The sequence below is a fragment of the Paracoccus sp. R12_2 genome (genome assembly GCF_017744015.1).
In the GTDB taxonomy this organism is placed as follows: domain Bacteria; phylum Pseudomonadota; class Alphaproteobacteria; order Rhodobacterales; family Rhodobacteraceae; genus Paracoccus.
Genome location: NZ_JAGHRA010000015.1, coordinates 15,990 through 32,530 on the forward strand (window position 1 = coordinate 15,990; position 16,541 = coordinate 32,530).

Genomic DNA, 16,541 nt, shown 5'->3' on the forward strand with positions numbered 1-16,541 from the left:
TTAGAGACCACTCGCGGGCCGCTTGGCGCCGGGGCCAGTGTTCAGCCCCACCCGCATAACCCCCGAAAACAACGGAAAAATCCGGCCGGAGCCGTATCGTGAGAACGCTTTCGCGGGGGCAAGTGGCGGAGACGAAGGGATTCGAACCCTCGAGGCCCTTTCGGGCCTGCACCCTTAGCAGGGGTGTGCCTTCGACCACTCGGCCACGTCTCCGCCGCTCCGTATATTGGGCGCGCTTGGCGGAGACAAGGGCCTTCTGCCCACAACTTTCGAGCATTGGGATTGGGATAGGTACGCTGCTCGGTAATCCTCCGCATGGAGAAGGGGATTCGGACGTGGAATTTTCCTGGCAGGATGGAAAAAGCGATTCCGATGAAGAAGCGCCGTTTCACACTTCCCGCCCCATCACCGCCCAAGAGGCCGCCACCTACAAGCCGCAGATGAACGGCTTTGAATATAGGACAAGCTCGGATGTGGACCCAATGACGTCTGTCATGTGTCGTCCAGCGTTCGCCATGCGCTGATGACCGCCCATGTTCTGGACATCGACCAGAAGGTCTGGGTCGACCGCGGCTATGAACCGGCCTATCCGTATCAGGGCTATACTTCGATTGCCGATATCGGCGGCTTGCCGGAGGTCGTCTGGCTGTCCCCTATTGACAGGACAGCGCGGCGCCCCTTGCCGGGGCAGCGGCAGGACCGGTCGCGGGCGACTGTGACGCGGCGGTGGCCGGTGCGGGCTTCACGGGCCTCGGCGTTGCCCGCCGACGGGCGATGGCGGGGAAATCCGTCGCCGTGTCGGAGGCCGCGTCGGAGGGCGCGGCTGCCTCGGGGCGCAACAGCGGGCGTCTGAACAACGGCAACAGCTACCCGGTCGCGATCAATCTGTTTGGCCCTCCGAAGGCGCGCGAACGGCATCATGCTTTCGATGGGGGGGGCATCGGCATGATCGAACGCAACATCGCTTAGTTTCGCCGCAATTTCCAAGCTGTCCATCATGAGGGCGATCCTGACACGTTTCATCCCCGATCAAGCCTGCCTGCTGATCGAGGCGCGCGGCATCCCCGACCAGCCTCTCAATACGGTCACCGCAAGCCTGCCGGCGTCGCCTAGCGAAACAGGATGTGACGCCGCCCGTCCGGCGTGTGGTGAAAATCGCAATCGACCCGGAAGACGCTTCCCAGCAGGGCAGGGGTCAGGACCTGCGCGGCGGGACCGTCCGCGACGACCCGGCCCTGTTCCAGCACCAGCAGCCGGTCGCAGAACATCGCCGCATGGTTCAGGTCATGCAGCGCGACGATGCTGGTCAGCCCAAGGGTCGAGATCAGGCGCAGCAGTTCCAGCTGATGCTGAATGTCCAGATGGTTCGTCGGCTCGTCCAGAAACAACTCGCGCGGCTCTTGCGCCAGCGCGCGGGCGATCTGGACCCGCTGGCGTTCGCCGCCGGACAGGCTCTGCCAACTGGCGCGGCGAAAGGCGGTCATGTCCACCTGATCCAGCGCGCGATCCACGGCAGCCATGTCGGCGGCCGAACATCCGGCCAGCGGCGCGCGGTGCGGCGTGCGGCCCAGCATGACGACATCCTGGACGGTGACGTTCATCTCGGTCGCGGAATGCTGCTGGACCAGTGCGATGCGCTGCGCCAGGTTGCGCCGGCGCATGCGGCCGATGTCCCGCCCGTCCAGCGTCACCCGGCCCCGGTCGGGGCGGCGCAGCCCGGCCAGCAACCGCAGCAGCGACGACTTGCCTGACCCGTTCGGCCCCAGCAGCCCCAGGATCGTGCCTGGCCGGACCGACAGCGAAACGTCGTGCAGGATCTGCTTGCGCCCCACGCTCCAGGACAGATTGGCGGCGGCAATGCTCATTCCGGGCGCCTCGCGCGATACAGGATCAGCGAAAAGCAGGGCACCCCGACCAGCGCGGTGACGATGCCGATGGGCAGCGTCTGCTGGGTCATGATGCTGCGCGACACGATATCGGCCAGCACCATGAAGACAGCGCCGACGACCGCGCAGGCCGGCAGCAGCCGCATATGCCCCGGCCCGACCAGAAAGCGCACCGCATGGGGCACGACCAGCCCGACAAAGCCGATGGATCCGACCATGCTGACGATCGTTGCGGTGATCAGTGCGGTCGTGACGAACAGCACCAGACGCACGCGACCCACGGCAATGCCCATCGAGGCCGCCGCGTCATCGCCGAAGGTAAAGGCGTCCAGCGCACGGGCATAACAGATGCAGATGGCCAGCCCGAACAGCATGACCACCACCAGCAGCTGGAACTCGGGCCAGCGGACGCCGCCGAAACTGCCCAACAGCCAGAACATCACGTCCCGGGCCTGCTGCGCATTTCCCGAGGTGGTGACGATATAGGCGGTCAGCGCGTTGAACAGCTGCGCCGCGGCCACCCCCGCCAGGATGGTCCGGTCGGGCCCGCCGCGTCCGCCGTTCGACAAGAGCGCCACGAAGGCAAAGGCCGCCAGCGCCCCCGCAAAGGCCCCGGCGCTGAGCGAGACGGCGCCCGCGCCGACACCCAGGATGATCACCGCCACCGCGCCGGTCGAGGCCCCGGCCGACACGCCCAGGACGTAGGGTTCGGCCAGCGTGTTGCGCAGCAGCGATTGCAGGATCGCGCCGCACATGGCCAGCCCCGCCCCGCACAGCGCGGCGACCAGTGCGCGGCTGAGCCGCAGATCCCAGATCACGCTGTCCTGGATGCGGCTGACCTCGGCCTGCGACCAGCCCAGGTGGCGGGCCAGCGACAATCCGACCGTGGGCAGCGGAATGCGCATCTCTCCGATACTGACGGCCAGGCCGACGGCCAGCGTCAGGGCCGCAAGGGACACGGCGACCAGGGCGGCGAATCCGCCCCGGCCGGGCAGGGCGACCGTGCTCATTCCTGGCGGGATTCCAACTGCCGGGCAAGTTCCTCGGCGCCATAGATGGTGCGGATGGTCGGATTCATCGCGGCCCCGTTCATGGTCAGGATGTTCCCCTGCTTGACGGCGGGCATCTGGCTGACCGACGGGTCGGTGGTCAGAAATTCGATCTTGGTCTCGGCCCGATCCAGATCCCACCGGTTCCGGTCCAGCGACGCAGCGACGATATAGGTCGGATCGGCGGCGATGATCCCTTCCCAGCCGACGGTGGGCCATTCGGCCTTGGTCGTGATCGCGTTGCTGCCGCCCAACAGATCGGCGATGAAGCCCGAAGCGCCGTTCCGGCCGCCCAGATAGGCGTCATCGGCCGCCGAAGGGCTGGAAAACCAGAACAGGAAAGTCGTGTCCTCGTCCTTGTCGAACCGGGCGCGCAGGTCTGCCTCGCGCTGCTTGAACTGTTCGATCAGCGCCTGTCCCCGATCGGCCACGTCGAAGATTCGCGAAAGCTCGTCGATTTCCTGATAGAGCAGGCCCATGTTCCACAGCTGATCACGGCTGCCATAGATGTCGCCGGCGTCGTCGCGCGTGTTGCAGATCCCCGGCGACAGATAGCTGGGAATGCCCAGATCCGCGAAATCCTGACGCTTGGCGACCTTGCTTTCGTCGCCCAGCAACAGCGGCAGCTGCGCCGCCACGAAGTCGGGTTCCTTGGCAAGGATGCCTTCCAGGGTGGGCAGTTCGACGGACAGGATCTCGACCTGTTCGTTGGCCTCTTCCAGTTCCGGCAGCACCTTCGTCGGCCAGAAGGCCGAGGCGGCCAGCCGGTCCTGAAGGCCCAGCATCAGCAGGATCTCGGCACTGTTCTGGCCCAGGGCGACGGCATTCTGCGGCGCCTGCTCGACCGTGATCTCGACCCCGCAATTCTGCAGCGTCAGGGGATAGCGCGTCGGCTCGGCATGCACAGGCGCCGCGAAGGCGATGGCGCCAAGAACTGCCGGAAGGAAACGTGATGTAAGGTTCATGGTCCGCCGTCCATAGCTGGATCGTGTTTCGCGGCGGATAGCACCGTGGCCACCGGGCGGCAACTAAAATAGTCAACTACTCGGGGCCTGCGGGGCGTTGTTGAAGGGGCCTCTCGGACTCTTTGCGTCAGGCATGACCAAGGCTGACGACCTGCGTGGCCTCACATGTGGTCGCGGGTCCACGCAACCTGCATGGGCGGTTCCGCGTGACAGAGCGTCGAGAAGACCGGCCCAGGCGCGTCAACCGAGACGGCGCCCGGCTGACGTTGTCGCGGCAAACTGAAAAAGGGGGCCTCGCGGCCCCACTCTGGAAGTCAGATCAGCAGCACCTGCGTGCCGACATTCGACAACCCGAACAATTCCTGGATATGTTCGTTATACAGACCGATGCAGCCGTTAGACGATTTCCGGCCGATCTTGCGCGTGTCGTGCGTGCCGTGGATGCGGTAATACTGCCAGGACAGATACAGCGCATGAGTACCAAGCGGGTTGTCCGGGCCCGGCGGCACGAAATCCGGCCATTCGGGATTGCGTTCCTTCATCTCGGGCGTGGGTGCCCAGGACGGTCCTTCAACCTTGCGGATCACCTCGGTCCGGCCGGTGCGAGTCAGGTCTTGGCTGACCGGGATCGACGACGGATAGACGCGATAGACGCTTTCGTCCTCGGACCAGAAATGCACCGCGCGCGAGGTGATGTCGCACAGGATCGCACCATTGGTCAGATGTTCGAAATAGGGCCGCCAGTCCTGTGCGCGGAAGCTGGAAATGTTGTGGCGCTGGTTGGTCTGGGCGTCGTACTGCACCGCCCCCGCATCCGGCGTTGCGCCAGTAGTCGCGCCGACGATCGGCTGGCCTGTATAGGGGTCGAACTGCTGCGCGACGGACGGCAGCGCCAGACCGGCCGCGCCAAGCGCTGCGGCCGAACCCAAGAAGGCCCGGCGGTTGAGGGCAGATGATCTGCGCATCGGCATATGTCCTTCGTTCGGATGGCCGTTCTTGCGGACGGCCTTGACTGCTCCGCCTCATGCGGATGGCGAAATATATACGCGTTTCACGGGTTTCGGGCAAATCACAAACCGCTGTCAGAGGCGGCGCTGCAACACCTTTGGCCGCTCACGGATTCTTGCGTTTGAAGCGGCGCGTGGCATTGGATAGACCTTCGCCTGACGCCTTTGAGGGATGCCGATAATGTTGAAATTCAAGTTGCTTGCGGTGATGTCGCTGATCGCGCTGGCTGCCTGCCAGCCGCGCACCGCGCCGCAACTGGGCACTGACGGACAGCCGCTGCCGGTCGCCTATCGCATCGATCAGCGCGAGGCTGCGGAAATTCCCGGCCGTGTGTTGCAGCAAATCAACATGCTGCGCGCCAATACTGGCGCGGCGCCACTGACCCTGAACCCGCAACTCAGCGCCGCGGCGCTGGCCCATTCGCGTGACATGGCGGCGCAGAACCGGGCCTGGCATTGGGGGTCTGACGGCTCGTCGCCGCTGGACCGGGTGCGCGCGCAGGGCTATCTTGGCCATGTGGCTGGCGAGAATATCTCGGAAACCTATGAAAACGACATCCAGACGTTGAATGCCTGGATGGCCGAGCGTGACACCCGCGATGTGATCATGGACCCCGCCGCGACCAATCTGGGCATTGCCTGGTATCAGGAACCCTCGGGCAAGGTTTGGTGGACGCTGCTGACCGGGGCGTAACAGCAGCCTGTCCGGGCCACGTTCCTCGTGGCCGACGGCATCATCTGCCTAGTCGCGCAAGCCGTTCAGAAACGCGATGATCGCCTTGCCGATACGGGCATGGGCCTGTTTCCGGGCCTCGGGCGATGGGCCGCACAGCGCCGGATCGCCCCCGTCTTCCAGCAGGATCCGGGCGCCCTTGGCGGTGCAGACCGGAAACGCGTCGAAGGGGCTGGCCTGGGGCAGATCCTGAATGCCGTTGCCGGCGATGGATTTCTGTTTGTCCGACAGGATCAGCAGCGTGGGGACCGCGTCGGACGCCGCGTCGCCTACAAAGGCCGCCGCATATTCCGGGTCCAGCGCAACAGCCGCGCCGATCCGCAAATCGCGCCGAGATCGGTCAAGCCTGTCCCTGTCCACCTGTTCGGGCGCGACATCATGGGCCGCGAACCATGCGCAGTCGGGGCCGCCCGCGTCGTCGCCTGAACAACTGCGAAGGTATCCGTCCGGGTCAAGCCTGCGCCCCGCGATGGACAGGGCCGCCGTGCCGCCAAGGGCGAAGCCCGCGACGGCGATCTTGTCCCTGTCCGCGTGATCCGACCAGACAGGATCGCCAAGAACCAGATCCAGAGCATCGCGGATATCGTCGGGACGGCGCCAGATTTCATCGACGGCCTGCCGCGGGTTCTCTGGGCGGGGGCCGTTCACCTCGACCACCAGAAACCCCGCTTGTGCCAGGGCCGCAGCAAGCCATGCGCCGGAATTTGCGGCGGATCTCAGACCGCCATGGGACAGCATGACCAGCGGCAACCGGCCTGACGGGACCGGCGCATCCGCGGCCGCGGGGGCGCCCTCGAACACCGCGTTTGCGCCGACCGTGACCGACGCGTCTGCTTCTGCGGGATACCAGATCGACAGGGCAAGCGGCCGTTCGGCGGTATCGATGACCTGCATCACGCCCGGTGCCGATCGGGCCATGCCGGGCGCGGCCAGCATGAACAGAAGCGGAAGCACAGCAAACTTCATTTTGCGGCTCTGCCGTGATCGGCGGGATCGGACATCACGTGTCTTGTCTCGGCGCTGATGATCCGGCTGCCCGTTGGTCCGCAGGCAGCCGACATGCAATCAGGGATAGATGACGATCGGCACGCCGGGGCGCAGCATGGCGTAGACATCCTCGATCTCTTCGTCCTTGACCGCGATGCATCCCGCCGTCCAGTCGCGCTTCTTGGGTGCAAGCGCGTTGCCCTCGGGCCCCCAGCCATGGATGAAGATGTCACCGCCGGGCTTCTGACCCAGCGCCTCGGCGAAGGCGGTGTCGCGTTCGTTCGGATAAGAGACACCCACCGACAGGTGATAGGCGCTGCGCGGGTTGAAGCGGTCGATGAAATAGACGCCCTCGGGGGTCTTGCCGTCGCCCTCGAACTGCTTGGTGCCGATCGGCTCGTTGCCCAGGCCGATGTCATAGGACTTCAGCACGGTCTGGTTGTTCAGCAGATACATCCGCCGCTTGCCCTTGTTGACGACGACCTGCGTCACCGGGGGGCCGTTATAGGTCTTGAACCTGGATTTCGTGGAACCGCACGCCGCCAGCATGGCCAGCAGCGAAATGGTGACGCTCCGTCGGGTTGCTCGATACATCACTGCCTCGGATGGTATGTCTTGTTTTTATGCGCCTTGATTAGCACGAAACCCGTAACCGGGCTAGCGGCGCAGGATCTGCGCGACGATCTCGACATGCGGGGAAAAGCGGAACTGATCGACCACCCACAGCCGCGCCAGATGCAGTCCGCCCTCGGCCAATATCCGCGCATCCCTTGCAAAATTCACCGGATCGCAGGCGACGAAGGCGATCTTATCAATCCCCGAGGCAGCGATCTGGCGGCATTGCGCCTCGGCACCCGCTCGGGGCGGGTCGATCACGATTGCGTCAAAGCGGGCAATTTCGTCGGCCAGCAAGGGGTTGCGGGCAAGATCGCGAATCTCGGTGGTGATGCGGTGCAGCCCCTGCGCGTTGCGCCATCCGGCATCCAGCGCGGCCAGCGGCGCGCCCAGCCCCTCGACCGCGTGGACCGGGGCGATCTGTGCCAGCGGCAGGCTGAAGGTGCCGCAGCCGGCGAACAGATCGGCGATCATCGATGCACCTGACGTGATCTCGCGCACGGCGGCCAGCAGCGCCGCCTCGCCCTCGGCTGTGGCCTGCAGGAACGCCCCCGGCGGCGGCACGACCTGCGCCCGCCCCATCGGCAGGGCCGGCGCACGGCGGGTGATCGGCTGGCCGTCCCAGTCCAGTCGCGCCAGATCACCCTGATCGCACAGCGCGGCCAGCGTCTGGAACAGTTCCGTATCCAGCGCCTTGCCGCCCCGCGCCGCAACGTCCAGCCCGGCCGGGCCGTGGATCACCGTCAGCGTCATTTCGGCCGACCGCGATGCGCCCGCGGCGACGATCCGGTTCAGCAAGGGCAGCGCCGCGACGATCCGAGGGTGCATGACATGGCAATCGGCAAGATCCACGATCACATCCGAGGCGCGGGAGTGAAACCCGACCAGCGCGCCCTTTTTCGTCCGCCGCGCCGACAGCACCGCCCGCCGCCGCGACCGCAGCGGCGACACATGGACCCCCGCGACCGGCGCATCCAGACCCTGCGCGGCCAGTGCCGTCTCGACCACCTGCCGCTTCCACGCGGTGGTAAAATCCTCGGTGGCATGCATCAGCGAACAACCCCCGCAGGCGCGGTAATGCCCGCAGACCGGCTTTATCCGGTCGGCCGAGGCGGTGAGAATGCGCGGCGCGGCGATCCGACCCTCCGCGGCCTCGCCCTCGATCACCTCGCCGGGCAGGGTCAGCGGGGCCAGCGCCCGGGCCTGATCGCCCACCGCGACACCGTCGCCGCGCCGCCCCAGCCTTTCGATCCGCCAGATGCTCACTCGGCGGCCTCTTCGGTGCCCAGAAACCCGCCCGACTGACGGTTCCAGTACCGGGCATACAGCCCGCCCTGGGCCAGCAACTCGGCATGCGTGCCCTGTTCGACGATGCGCCCGGCATCCATGACGATGATCCGGTCCAGTTCGGCGATGGTGGACAGCCGGTGGGCGATGGCCAGCACCGTCTTGCCATGCATCGCCCGGGCCAGCGCGTCCTGCACCTGCGCCTCGACCTCGCTGTCCAGCGCGCTGGTCGCCTCGTCCAGGACCAGGATCGGCGCGTCCTTGACGAAGGCGCGGGCCAGCGCGATCCGCTGCCGCTGCCCGCCCGACAGCTTGACGCCCCGTTCGCCCAGATGCGCGTCATATCCCGTGCGCCCGGCGTGATCCTGAAGCCCCAGGATGAACTCGTGCGCCTCGGCGGCCCGCGCCGCCGCCTCGATCTCGGCATCCGAGGCATCGGGCCGGCCATACAGGATGTTGTCACGTGCCGACCGGTTGAACATCGCGGTTTCCTGCGTGACCATCCCGATCTGACGGCGCAGGCTTTCCTGCGTGATCCGGCGCAGATCCTGACCATCGATACGGATCGCGCCGCGTTCCACGTCGTAAAGCCGCAGCAACAGGGCAACCAGCGTCGATTTCCCGGCGCCGGATGCACCGACGATCCCCACCTTCTCGCCCGGCGCGATGTCCAGCGTCAGGTCGCGCAGCCCGCCCGCATCGCGCCCATAGGCGAAATCGACGTGATCGAACCCGATCCGGCCCTGCACCCGGTCCAGCGTCGCGGCGTCCGGCGCATCGGTCAGCGCATGCGGCGGCGACAGCGTCTTCATGCCGTCCTCGACCTCGCCGATGCTGCCCCATACCCCCATCAGCGCCATGCTGACCCAGCCGGTCATCTGGCTCAGCCGCATCGCGATCGCGCCCGAGGCCGCGATGTCGCCGGGCGTCGCCAGGCCCTGCCGCCACAGGATGATCGACCCGCCGACAAGGATTACCGGCAGCACCCCTGCCACGATCATCAGCGACAGCCGGAACCATGTGGACACGATGCCGAAATCCAGCGCCCGTTCGCGGAACCCCGCCATCGCGCCAAGGGCGGCGCGATCCTCGTGCTCGGCATGGGCGAACAGCTTGACCGTCTTGATATTGGTGATCGTGTCCACGACCTGCCCGGTCACCATCGCGCGGGCCGAGGCGCGGGCGCCAGACCGTTGCCGGATGCGCGGCAGAAAGAACCGGATCAGCGCAAAATAGACCAAAAGCCACAGGATCAGCGCGACCGCCCCCCAGCCATCGACCGACAGCAGGAACACCGCCGAGCCGATGACCGAGGCCAGAGCGAAGGCCACCACGTTCACCATCTCGCTGGCGACGTCGGTCACGGCACGGGCGGTCTGCATCTGCTTTTGCGCCAGCCGTCCGGCGAAATCATCGTCGAAGAACGTCACCGCATGGCCCATCGTCCAGCGATGCAGGCGCGACAGCACCAGTGGCAGGATATTGGGGCCGATGATGACGCTGGAACTGGCCGTGGACAGGCCGAAGATCGCCGGGCGCAGGATCAGGAAGAACGCGATGAACAGCGTGATCAACAGCCAGTTCTGCGACCAGAATCCCGCGGTCGCGGTGCCGCTGACCGCGTCGACGACGCGCCCCAGAAGCATCGCGGCGATCACGTCCGCCGCACCGCCCATGGCCGAGGCGACCGCAGCGACGCCAAGGCCGCGCCACGCGCCCGACAGGCACCAGCGAAAGAACGCCAGCAGCGTGTCGGGCGGCGGCCCGTCGGCGGGGCGAAAGGCATCGACCATGCGCCCGAAACGCTGATGCAGGCTCATGGCGCGCCCTTTCCGGCCAGAATCGCGGCGTCGATCAGGGCCGGGGCAGGGACCGCGAAATCGCCTGCGATCCACATTGCCTCGGCGGCCTGCAGGCCACGCCCGACCTCGGCGCCCTGCAGGCAGGGCATCAGGTCGCGCGCGCCGATGGGCAGCGTGGCGCCCGCCGCATGATGCAGCCTCTCGGTCCAGCCGTCGGGCAGGGCCTGACCCGACGCGGCGCGGATCAGCGCATGGTCGGTCGCCACCTCGGCACCCAGCCGATAGCCCGCCTCGTCCAGCGACCATCCGGCCTGCAGCGCGTCGGCCAGCACCTGCTGTCCCCGGGCATCGTTTCGCGACAGCCGCAGCGCATCGCCGACCTGCGGAACCCGCAGGCAGGCCAGCCTGCGCTGCCACGACGGGGTGGTCGCGGGATCGGTTGCCGCCTCGGCTGCGATCAGGGCGGGCAGGGTGTCGGCCTTCGCGCCGGGCAGGATCTGCGCCAGAACGCCGGTGCTGTCCATCAGCGCGACCGAAGGCGCGGGATCGGGCGCGGCCAGCAGCTTCCTGATCTCGGCCCCGATCCGTTCGCGCGCGATCTGCGCCAGCCCGTCCTTCAGCCTCGCGCAGGCGGCGACGGCATCGGGATCGGCCTCGCGCCCATACCACGCCAGAAAGCGGAAAAAGCGCAGGATGCGCAGATAATCCTCGCGGATGCGCGCCTGCGGATCGCCCACGAACCGCAACCGGCCCGCGGCCAGATCAGGCAGCCCGCCGACCGGGTCGATCACAGTGCCGTCGCGGTCGGCATAAAGCGCGTTCATGGTGAAATCGCGGCGCCGCGCATCCTCGACCAGATCATCCGAGAAGGCGACGACCGCGCGCCGTCCGTCGGTTTCCACATCGCGCCGGAACGTCGTGACCTCGAAGCCCCGATGGTCGGCCACAACGGTGATCGTGCCGTGGTCGATCCCGGTCGGCACCGGCTTCAGACCGGCATCGCGCGCCAGTTGCACCACCGTCTCGGGCCGCGCGTCGGTGGCGATGTCGATGTCGTCCACCGCGCGCCCGATCAGCGCGTTGCGCACCGCGCCGCCGACCAGAAACCCGCGATGGCCGCCAGCCTCTATGGCGTCCAGAACCGCGCCAAGGCCCGGATCGCGCAACAGATCCGCGGGCAGCCGGGTCATCGGTTCAGCCTGTGCGCAAGGCCCAGCATGATCCGTGCCGTCGCGCCCCACAGGTAATAGGGTCCCCAGGGGGCGACGTGATAGCTGCGCCAGCCGCCGCGCCAGCGGCGCCGTTCGACGCGGTACTGCGCCGGGTCGGCGACATGGGCGAAGGGCAGGGTGAACACCTCGTCGACCTCGCCGGGTTCGGCGACCGGGACGAACGGGCCACGAATGATGCCGATGACCGGCGTCATGACAAAGCCGGTCACGGTCCGGTGCGGCGCCAGCGTGCCGATCAGATCGACCTGCGCAGGGTCCAGCCCGACCTCTTCGCGGGCCTCGCGCAGCGCCGCCGCGATCTCGTCGTCGTCGCCCGGGTCGACCTTGCCGCCCGGCAGCGCGATCTGTCCCGGATGGTGCCGCAGCCCCGAGGCGCGCTTGGTCAGCACCAGCCGCCCGTCATCCTCGTGAAACGCGGCCAGAACCCCGGCAGGCCGTGTCGGCGCGTCGGGCAGGGGGGCGTTGTCCAGATCGTAATCCGAACTTGGCCCGGCCCTGTCCGCCAGCGCCGCGCGCAGCCGCGATTCCGACCAGCCCTGCGTCACTCGGCCGCCCTGTCCTGCGCGTCATCGTCATCGTCGCCGTCCTCGCGGCCGTCCTGCGCGATCGGCTGGCCGTCAGCATCGACGGTCGCCTCGAAACCGAGGCTGTTGGGATCGAACTCGTAATGCGCGCCGCAGAACTGGCAGTCGGCGGTGACGATGCCTTCGTCCGTGGTCATGTGGGCGATGTCCTTGGCCGAATAGATCGACAGCGTGTCGCGCACCCGGTCCGAGGTGCAGGAACAGCCGAACTCGACCCGCTGCGTGTCGAAGACGCGCGGCGCTTCCTCGTGGAACAGCCGCAGCAGCAGGTCGGTCGGCCCGACCTTGGGGCCGATCAGTTCCAGCGTCTCGACCGTGTCCAGCAGGATATTGGCGCGGTTCCAGTCCTCGGATTCGGCGCCCTGCAGGATATCGGCCGCCTCGATCAGCCCGCCTTCGCCGCTGCCGCCGTCCCCCGCATCCATCGGCTGGGCCGGCAGGGTCTGCAGCATCACGCCGCCGGCGCGCCAGTGTTCGGGCTCGCCCGACAATTGCGACCGGCCATGGGCCAGCGAAAACCGGGTCGGCAACTGTTCGGACTGCGCGAAATAGGTCTGCGCGCAGGACGACAGCGATCCCCCCGACAGGGGCGTGATGCCCTGATAGGGCTGCGAACCCTGACCCTGGTCGATCAGGATCGCGAAGTAACCGTCGCCGATCTGCTCGAACGCGGGGCGGTCGTCCAGCCGGTCGGTGTCGAAACTGGCCCAGGCGCGGATGCGGGCCGGGGCGCCCTCGCTTTCGGGGGCATAGTAGTCGGCGGCAATGGTGCGCACCGCGCCGTTGCCGCGCACCTGCAGGCTCAGTTTCCAGCGCAGCTTGATGGTCGGCCCGATCAGCGCCGCCAGCAGCGCCAGCTCGGCAACCAGCGCGCTGACCGGGGCCGGATAGGCGTGCCGCGACAGGATGTGGTCCAGCACGCCATCCAGCCGCGCGACGCGACCACGGATCGACGAACGGTCCAGTTGAAAGGGCAGAACCGTGTCGTCCCAGGCGATCCGGTTGATCATGCTCATGGCGTATCCTTGAAGTTCGTTCTGGCACCGCGCCGGGCGCGGGCCGGGTCGCGCCCCAATATAATCCTTTCGCCGCCGATCCCAAGGGGGCGCGCGCGGCACGGTTTGCCCGTCGGCATCAGCCGGGCTATGCATCGGTTCCGCAGTGCTAGCAGGAGCGATCATGATTCCCCGCCTCGGCCCGCCACCGCGCGCCAGCGCAACCTATCGCCGCCGCCCCGGCGCCTATGCGATCCTGGTGCGCGACGGGCGGATCCTGCTGACCCATCAGACCGCGCCCCGCCCCGAATACCAGCTGCCCGGCGGCGGCGTCGATCCGGGCGAAAGCCCCCTGCCGGCGCTGCACCGCGAGGTGATGGAGGAAACCGGCTGGACGGTCGGCGGGCTGCGGCGGCTTGGGGCCTATCGGCGCTGCTGTTTCATGCCAGACTACGACCTGATGGCCGAAAAGCTGTGTTCGGTCTGGCTTGGCCGTCCGATCCTGCGGCGCGGCCCGCCGCGCGAGGCGGGCCACAGCGCCCATTGGATGACACCCGCGCAGGCGCTGGACCGGCTTGCCGATCCCGGCGGAAGGAGGTTCTTGGAACGGGCCATTGCGGCCGGTCTTCTGTAGCCGCGATCAGCGGCCCGGCAGGCTGACCGGGTCGGCGGGTCGCAGATATTCGACCAGCACCGCCGACATGTCGTCGGGGCGTTCGCCACGGCAGTATTCCGATACCGACCACGCCATCGATTCCAGAAAGGCGTGTCCGCCCAGGAAGGCGTTCGTGCGCATGATCGCCTCAAGCCCCTCGTCGCCCAGCATTCGTCCGCCGGGGGTCGTCGCCTCGGTGATCCCGTCCGAGGTGATCAGCAGCCGGTCTCCCGGCTCCATCCGGAACTCGATCTCGTCGAAGATCGGCCGTTCGAACACCCCCACCGGCATGCCGCCATCGCCGATCCTGATGACCCGCCCGTCCTGTTTCTGCAGCACCGGATGGGGATGGCCCGCCTGAACCATCTGGACCTGTCCGGTGGCGTGGTTCAGTTCGGCATAGATCATCGTGAAATAGGTGTCGGTGTTCATCTCCTCCAGCATCATGTTGTTGAAGAAATGCGCCAGCGCCGCGGGCGGCACGGCGTCGCTGCCCGATTGCGCGGCGCGCAGCGCAACGTTCTGATCCGATGCGCCCGACAGATGCACGGAAAGCTGGGCGGTCAGCAGCGCCGCCGTGACCCCGTGCCCCGAGACGTCCAGCGCGTAAAGCCCGACCCGGTCGCGGCTGATCGGGAAGAAACCCACCAGATCGCCGCCGATATGCCCCGCAGGCCGCAGCAGCAGCGACAGCTGGATTGGCCCGAACCGGCCCGCGCGTTCGCGCACCAGCCCCTGTTGCAGCTTGCGCGCCTCGCGCAGGTCGCGGTCGATGGCGGACTGGGTTTCGCGCAGCGCATCCAGTGCCTTGCGCAGCTGGTCGTTGCTGGCACGCAGTTCCTCTTCAACGCGCAGGATCCGCTCGCCCGCCGACAGACGCGCCAGCAGTTCCTGCCCGGCGACCGGCTTGGTCAGGAAATCGTCGGCCCCCGCTTCCAGTCCGCGGGCGATGTCGGCCTCGTCCGCGTCCGAGGTCAGCAGGATGAAATAGCCGTGTCCGCTGCGATCCCGCCTGCGGAACGCACGGCACAACTCCAGCCCGGACATGTCCGGCATCGTCCAGTCCGACAGGATCAGATCCGGCTCGTCCTCATCGCAGGCGGCCAGCGCGGCATCGCCGTCCGCAGCCACCGACACCCGATACCCCGCGCGCCGCAACTGCCGTGCGATCAGGTCGCGCTGCGGCCGGTCGTGATCGACCAGCAGCACACTGCGCGCCCGTCGGACGGCACCGGTGGCAGGGGGGGGGGGAACGGCAGAGGGTCGATTCGCGGCTGTCATGATCGCCGTTCTAGATCCGGCCGCGTAAAGACGCGGTAAACCCGTCCGGGCGTTTCGTTCAAACTGTGCCTATCTGCGGCCTCGGCGTGCCGCGATCAGACCAGCAGCTCAGCCAGAATCGTGTCGTTGGTGATGTCGCGATAGGCGAACCCGGCATCGCTCAGCCTGCGGGCCAGCGTGATCAGGTTGTCCGGTTCCGTCGTTTCGATCCCGATCAGGACCGAGCCGAAATTGCGCGCCGACTTCTTCAGGTACTCGAATCGCGCGATGTCATCATCCGGTCCCAGAAGCTGCAGGAAGTCGCGCAGCGCGCCGGGGCGCTGCGGCATGCGCAGAACGAAATATTTTTTCACGCCGCTGAACCGCTGCGCGCGTTCCTTGACCTCGGGCAGCCGCTCGAAGTCGAAATTCCCGCCCGAACAGACGCAGACCACGGTCTTGCCGCCCAGATCGCCCAGATCGCCCAGCACATCCAGCGCCAGCGCCCCGGCGGGTTCCAGCACCACGCCTTCGGTATTCAGCATCTCCAGCATGGTCCGGCAGATCCGGTCCTCGGGCGCCAGATACACGTCCGAGGGCGAAAAGCGGCGCAGCGCCTCGAAGGGCAGGCCACCGATCCGGGCGACCGCCGCGCCGTCCACGAAACTGTCCACCGCAGGCAGGGCGACGGGCGCGCCGGTTTCCAGCGCGGCCTTCAGGCTGGCCCCGCCAAGCGGCTCGGCAAAGGCGAATTGCGTCGCGGGCGCGGTCTCGCCCAAATAACGGGTGACCCCCGCCGACAGGCCGCCGCCGCCCACCGGCAACACCACCAGATCCGGCGCCCGGCCAAGCTGGCCCAGCATCTCCAGCCCCACCGTGGCCTGCCCCTCGATGATGTCGGGGGCGTCGAAAGGCGACAGGAACTGCGCCTGCTTCTCGGCGCAGAAGGCCTGCGCCGCGGCCAGCGTCTGGTCGAAATAATCGCCGGTCAGCACGATTTCGACCGCATCACCCCCGAAAAGCTGTGTCTTGTGGATCTTCTGCTGGGGCGTGGTGATCGGCATGAAGATCGTGCCGCGCGCGCCGAAATGGCGACACGCATAGGCCACGCCTTGCGCGTGGTTTCCGGCGCTGGCGCAGACGAAATGGGCATTGCTGCCGGGCGTTCCGTCCATCAGCTTGCGCATCGCGTTGAAGGCGCCGCGCAGCTTGTAGCTGCGCACCGGCGTCAGGTCTTCGCGCTTCAGCCAGATATCGGCGCCATATTTCGCCGACAGGTGGTCGTTGCGTTGCAGCGGCGTTGGCTCGAACAGGTCGCGAAGCGCGGCCTCGGCATTCCGGACGGAGGCGACAAAGTTTTCCATAACCGCTGCCCATGCCGCGAAAGCGCCGGTTTGGCAAGGGGCTGGGGCGCTTGCCGGTCGTCCGGCCCTTGTGAGCGCGCGCGATTGGCCGTATTCCCCCACGGAAATTCGAAAAGGGTT

At 67.3% G+C, this 16,541-nt stretch carries 17 protein-coding genes and 1 tRNA gene; 4 read left to right on the forward strand and 14 right to left on the reverse strand.

The features are described 5' to 3' along the window. Positions 1-123: 123 nt before the first annotated feature. Positions 124-213: transfer RNA gene (locus J7359_RS15675), tRNA-Ser, on the reverse strand. 122 nt (positions 214-335) lie between these two features. Here J7359_RS15675 and J7359_RS15680 point away from each other — a divergent pair. Beyond that, positions 336-524 (forward strand): hypothetical protein, encoded by a 189-nt coding sequence (locus tag J7359_RS15680; protein WP_209058013.1) that lies wholly within the window; start codon positions 336-338, stop codon positions 522-524. Positions 525-726: 202 nt separating this feature from the next. Beyond that, positions 727-969: an FAD-dependent oxidoreductase gene (locus J7359_RS15685; RefSeq protein WP_209058015.1), complete on the forward strand. Its 243-nt coding sequence runs from the start codon at positions 727-729 to the stop codon at positions 967-969. A gap of 140 nt (positions 970-1,109) precedes the next feature. Here J7359_RS15685 and J7359_RS15690 read toward each other — a convergent pair whose 3' ends face one another. The 4 genes from J7359_RS15690 to J7359_RS15705 all read right to left on the reverse strand — a co-directional run bounded on the left by J7359_RS15690 (position 1,110) and on the right by J7359_RS15705 (position 4,865). After that, positions 1,110-1,865, reverse strand: coding sequence for an ABC transporter ATP-binding protein (locus J7359_RS15690; protein WP_209058017.1), 756 nt, complete (start codon positions 1,863-1,865; stop codon positions 1,110-1,112). After that, positions 1,862-2,896, reverse strand: a complete 1,035-nt coding sequence (locus J7359_RS15695; RefSeq protein ID WP_209058019.1) for an iron chelate uptake ABC transporter family permease subunit — start codon at positions 2,894-2,896, stop codon at positions 1,862-1,864. The genes J7359_RS15690 and J7359_RS15695 overlap by 4 nt, the downstream gene beginning before the upstream one ends. After that, a complete protein-coding gene (locus tag J7359_RS15700) occupies positions 2,893-3,900 on the reverse strand; it encodes an ABC transporter substrate-binding protein (RefSeq protein ID WP_209058021.1) in 1,008 nt (335 codons plus the stop codon). The genes J7359_RS15695 and J7359_RS15700 overlap by 4 nt, the downstream gene beginning before the upstream one ends. 314 nt (positions 3,901-4,214) lie before the next feature. Beyond that, positions 4,215-4,865, reverse strand: a complete 651-nt coding sequence (locus tag J7359_RS15705; protein ID WP_209058023.1) for a L,D-transpeptidase — start codon at positions 4,863-4,865, stop codon at positions 4,215-4,217. 223 nt (positions 4,866-5,088) lie between these two features. Here J7359_RS15705 and J7359_RS15710 point away from each other — a divergent pair, with 223 nt between their 5' ends. Continuing rightward, positions 5,089-5,601 carry a CAP domain-containing protein gene (locus J7359_RS15710; protein ID WP_209058025.1) on the forward strand — a complete coding sequence of 171 codons (513 nt, stop codon included), beginning with the start codon at positions 5,089-5,091 and terminating at the stop codon, positions 5,599-5,601. A gap of 48 nt (positions 5,602-5,649) precedes the next feature. Here the strand turns inward: J7359_RS15710 and J7359_RS15715 are convergent, their stop codons facing one another. From J7359_RS15715 to J7359_RS15745, 7 genes are all read right to left on the reverse strand, one after another. Continuing rightward, complete coding sequence (locus J7359_RS15715; protein WP_209058027.1) at positions 5,650-6,606, reverse strand: hypothetical protein; 957 nt, start codon at positions 6,604-6,606, stop codon at positions 5,650-5,652. A gap of 99 nt (positions 6,607-6,705) precedes the next feature. Beyond that, positions 6,706-7,221 carry a L,D-transpeptidase family protein gene (locus J7359_RS15720; protein ID WP_209058029.1) on the reverse strand — a complete coding sequence of 172 codons (516 nt, stop codon included), beginning with the start codon at positions 7,219-7,221 and terminating at the stop codon, positions 6,706-6,708. Positions 7,222-7,284: 63 nt separating this feature from the next. Continuing rightward, positions 7,285-8,508, reverse strand: a complete 1,224-nt coding sequence (locus J7359_RS15725) for a class I SAM-dependent RNA methyltransferase (RefSeq protein ID WP_209058031.1) — start codon at positions 8,506-8,508, stop codon at positions 7,285-7,287. Then, the gene (locus J7359_RS15730) at positions 8,505-10,349 is read right to left on the reverse strand and encodes an ABC transporter ATP-binding protein (RefSeq protein ID WP_209058033.1); all 1,845 of its coding nucleotides are present in this window, start codon (positions 10,347-10,349) and stop codon (positions 8,505-8,507) included. The genes J7359_RS15725 and J7359_RS15730 overlap by 4 nt, the downstream gene beginning before the upstream one ends. Further along, positions 10,346-11,521, reverse strand: coding sequence for a CCA tRNA nucleotidyltransferase (locus tag J7359_RS15735; RefSeq protein WP_209058035.1), 1,176 nt, complete (start codon positions 11,519-11,521; stop codon positions 10,346-10,348). Before J7359_RS15735 ends, J7359_RS15730 begins: the two co-directional genes overlap by 4 nt. Then, on the reverse strand, positions 11,518-12,108 hold the full coding sequence (locus tag J7359_RS15740) for a CoA pyrophosphatase (protein WP_209058037.1): 591 nt from the start codon (positions 12,106-12,108) through the stop codon (positions 11,518-11,520). Before J7359_RS15740 ends, J7359_RS15735 begins: the two co-directional genes overlap by 4 nt. Beyond that, on the reverse strand, positions 12,105-13,163 hold the full coding sequence (locus tag J7359_RS15745; protein ID WP_209058039.1) for an Hsp33 family molecular chaperone HslO: 1,059 nt from the start codon (positions 13,161-13,163) through the stop codon (positions 12,105-12,107). The genes J7359_RS15740 and J7359_RS15745 overlap by 4 nt, the downstream gene beginning before the upstream one ends. A gap of 163 nt (positions 13,164-13,326) precedes the next feature. On the opposite strand from J7359_RS15745, the gene J7359_RS15750 reads away from it, so the two are divergent. Then, the gene (locus J7359_RS15750; RefSeq protein WP_209058041.1) at positions 13,327-13,776 is read left to right on the forward strand and encodes an NUDIX hydrolase; all 450 of its coding nucleotides are present in this window, start codon (positions 13,327-13,329) and stop codon (positions 13,774-13,776) included. 6 nt (positions 13,777-13,782) lie between these two features. Here J7359_RS15750 and J7359_RS15755 read toward each other — a convergent pair whose 3' ends face one another. Further along, positions 13,783-15,078, reverse strand: coding sequence for a fused response regulator/phosphatase (locus tag J7359_RS15755; RefSeq protein WP_209058042.1), 1,296 nt, complete (start codon positions 15,076-15,078; stop codon positions 13,783-13,785). A 95-nt stretch (positions 15,079-15,173) separates the two neighbouring features. Next, a complete protein-coding gene (gene ilvA / locus J7359_RS15760) occupies positions 15,174-16,421 on the reverse strand; it encodes a threonine ammonia-lyase IlvA (protein ID WP_209058043.1) in 1,248 nt (415 codons plus the stop codon). Positions 16,422-16,541: the final 120 nt, after the last annotated feature.

What these genes read in the sequence shown, in the direction of transcription:
- J7359_RS15720 (WP_209058029.1), bottom strand. Translation starts at nt 7,221, where the DNA reads ATGTATCGAGCAACCCGACGGAGCGTCACCATTTCGCTGCTGGCCATG.
- J7359_RS15735 (WP_209058035.1), bottom strand. Translation starts at nt 11,521, where the DNA reads ATGACCCGGCTGCCCGCGGATCTGTTGCGCGATCCGGGCCTTGGCGCG.
- J7359_RS15695 (WP_209058019.1), bottom strand. Translation starts at nt 2,896, where the DNA reads ATGAGCACGGTCGCCCTGCCCGGCCGGGGCGGATTCGCCGCCCTGGTC.
- J7359_RS15705 (WP_209058023.1), bottom strand. Translation starts at nt 4,865, where the DNA reads ATGCGCAGATCATCTGCCCTCAACCGCCGGGCCTTCTTGGGTTCGGCC.
- ilvA (WP_209058043.1), bottom strand. Translation starts at nt 16,421, where the DNA reads ATGGAAAACTTTGTCGCCTCCGTCCGGAATGCCGAGGCCGCGCTTCGC.
- J7359_RS15710 (WP_209058025.1), top strand. Translation starts at nt 5,089, where the DNA reads ATGTTGAAATTCAAGTTGCTTGCGGTGATGTCGCTGATCGCGCTGGCT.
- J7359_RS15690 (WP_209058017.1), bottom strand. Translation starts at nt 1,865, where the DNA reads ATGAGCATTGCCGCCGCCAATCTGTCCTGGAGCGTGGGGCGCAAGCAG.
- J7359_RS15750 (WP_209058041.1), top strand. Translation starts at nt 13,327, where the DNA reads ATGATTCCCCGCCTCGGCCCGCCACCGCGCGCCAGCGCAACCTATCGC.
- J7359_RS15745 (WP_209058039.1), bottom strand. Translation starts at nt 13,163, where the DNA reads ATGAGCATGATCAACCGGATCGCCTGGGACGACACGGTTCTGCCCTTT.
- J7359_RS15730 (WP_209058033.1), bottom strand. Translation starts at nt 10,349, where the DNA reads ATGAGCCTGCATCAGCGTTTCGGGCGCATGGTCGATGCCTTTCGCCCC.
- J7359_RS15755 (WP_209058042.1), bottom strand. Translation starts at nt 15,078, where the DNA reads ATGACAGCCGCGAATCGACCCTCTGCCGTTCCCCCCCCCCCTGCCACC.
- J7359_RS15700 (WP_209058021.1), bottom strand. Translation starts at nt 3,900, where the DNA reads ATGAACCTTACATCACGTTTCCTTCCGGCAGTTCTTGGCGCCATCGCC.
- J7359_RS15715 (WP_209058027.1), bottom strand. Translation starts at nt 6,606, where the DNA reads ATGAAGTTTGCTGTGCTTCCGCTTCTGTTCATGCTGGCCGCGCCCGGC.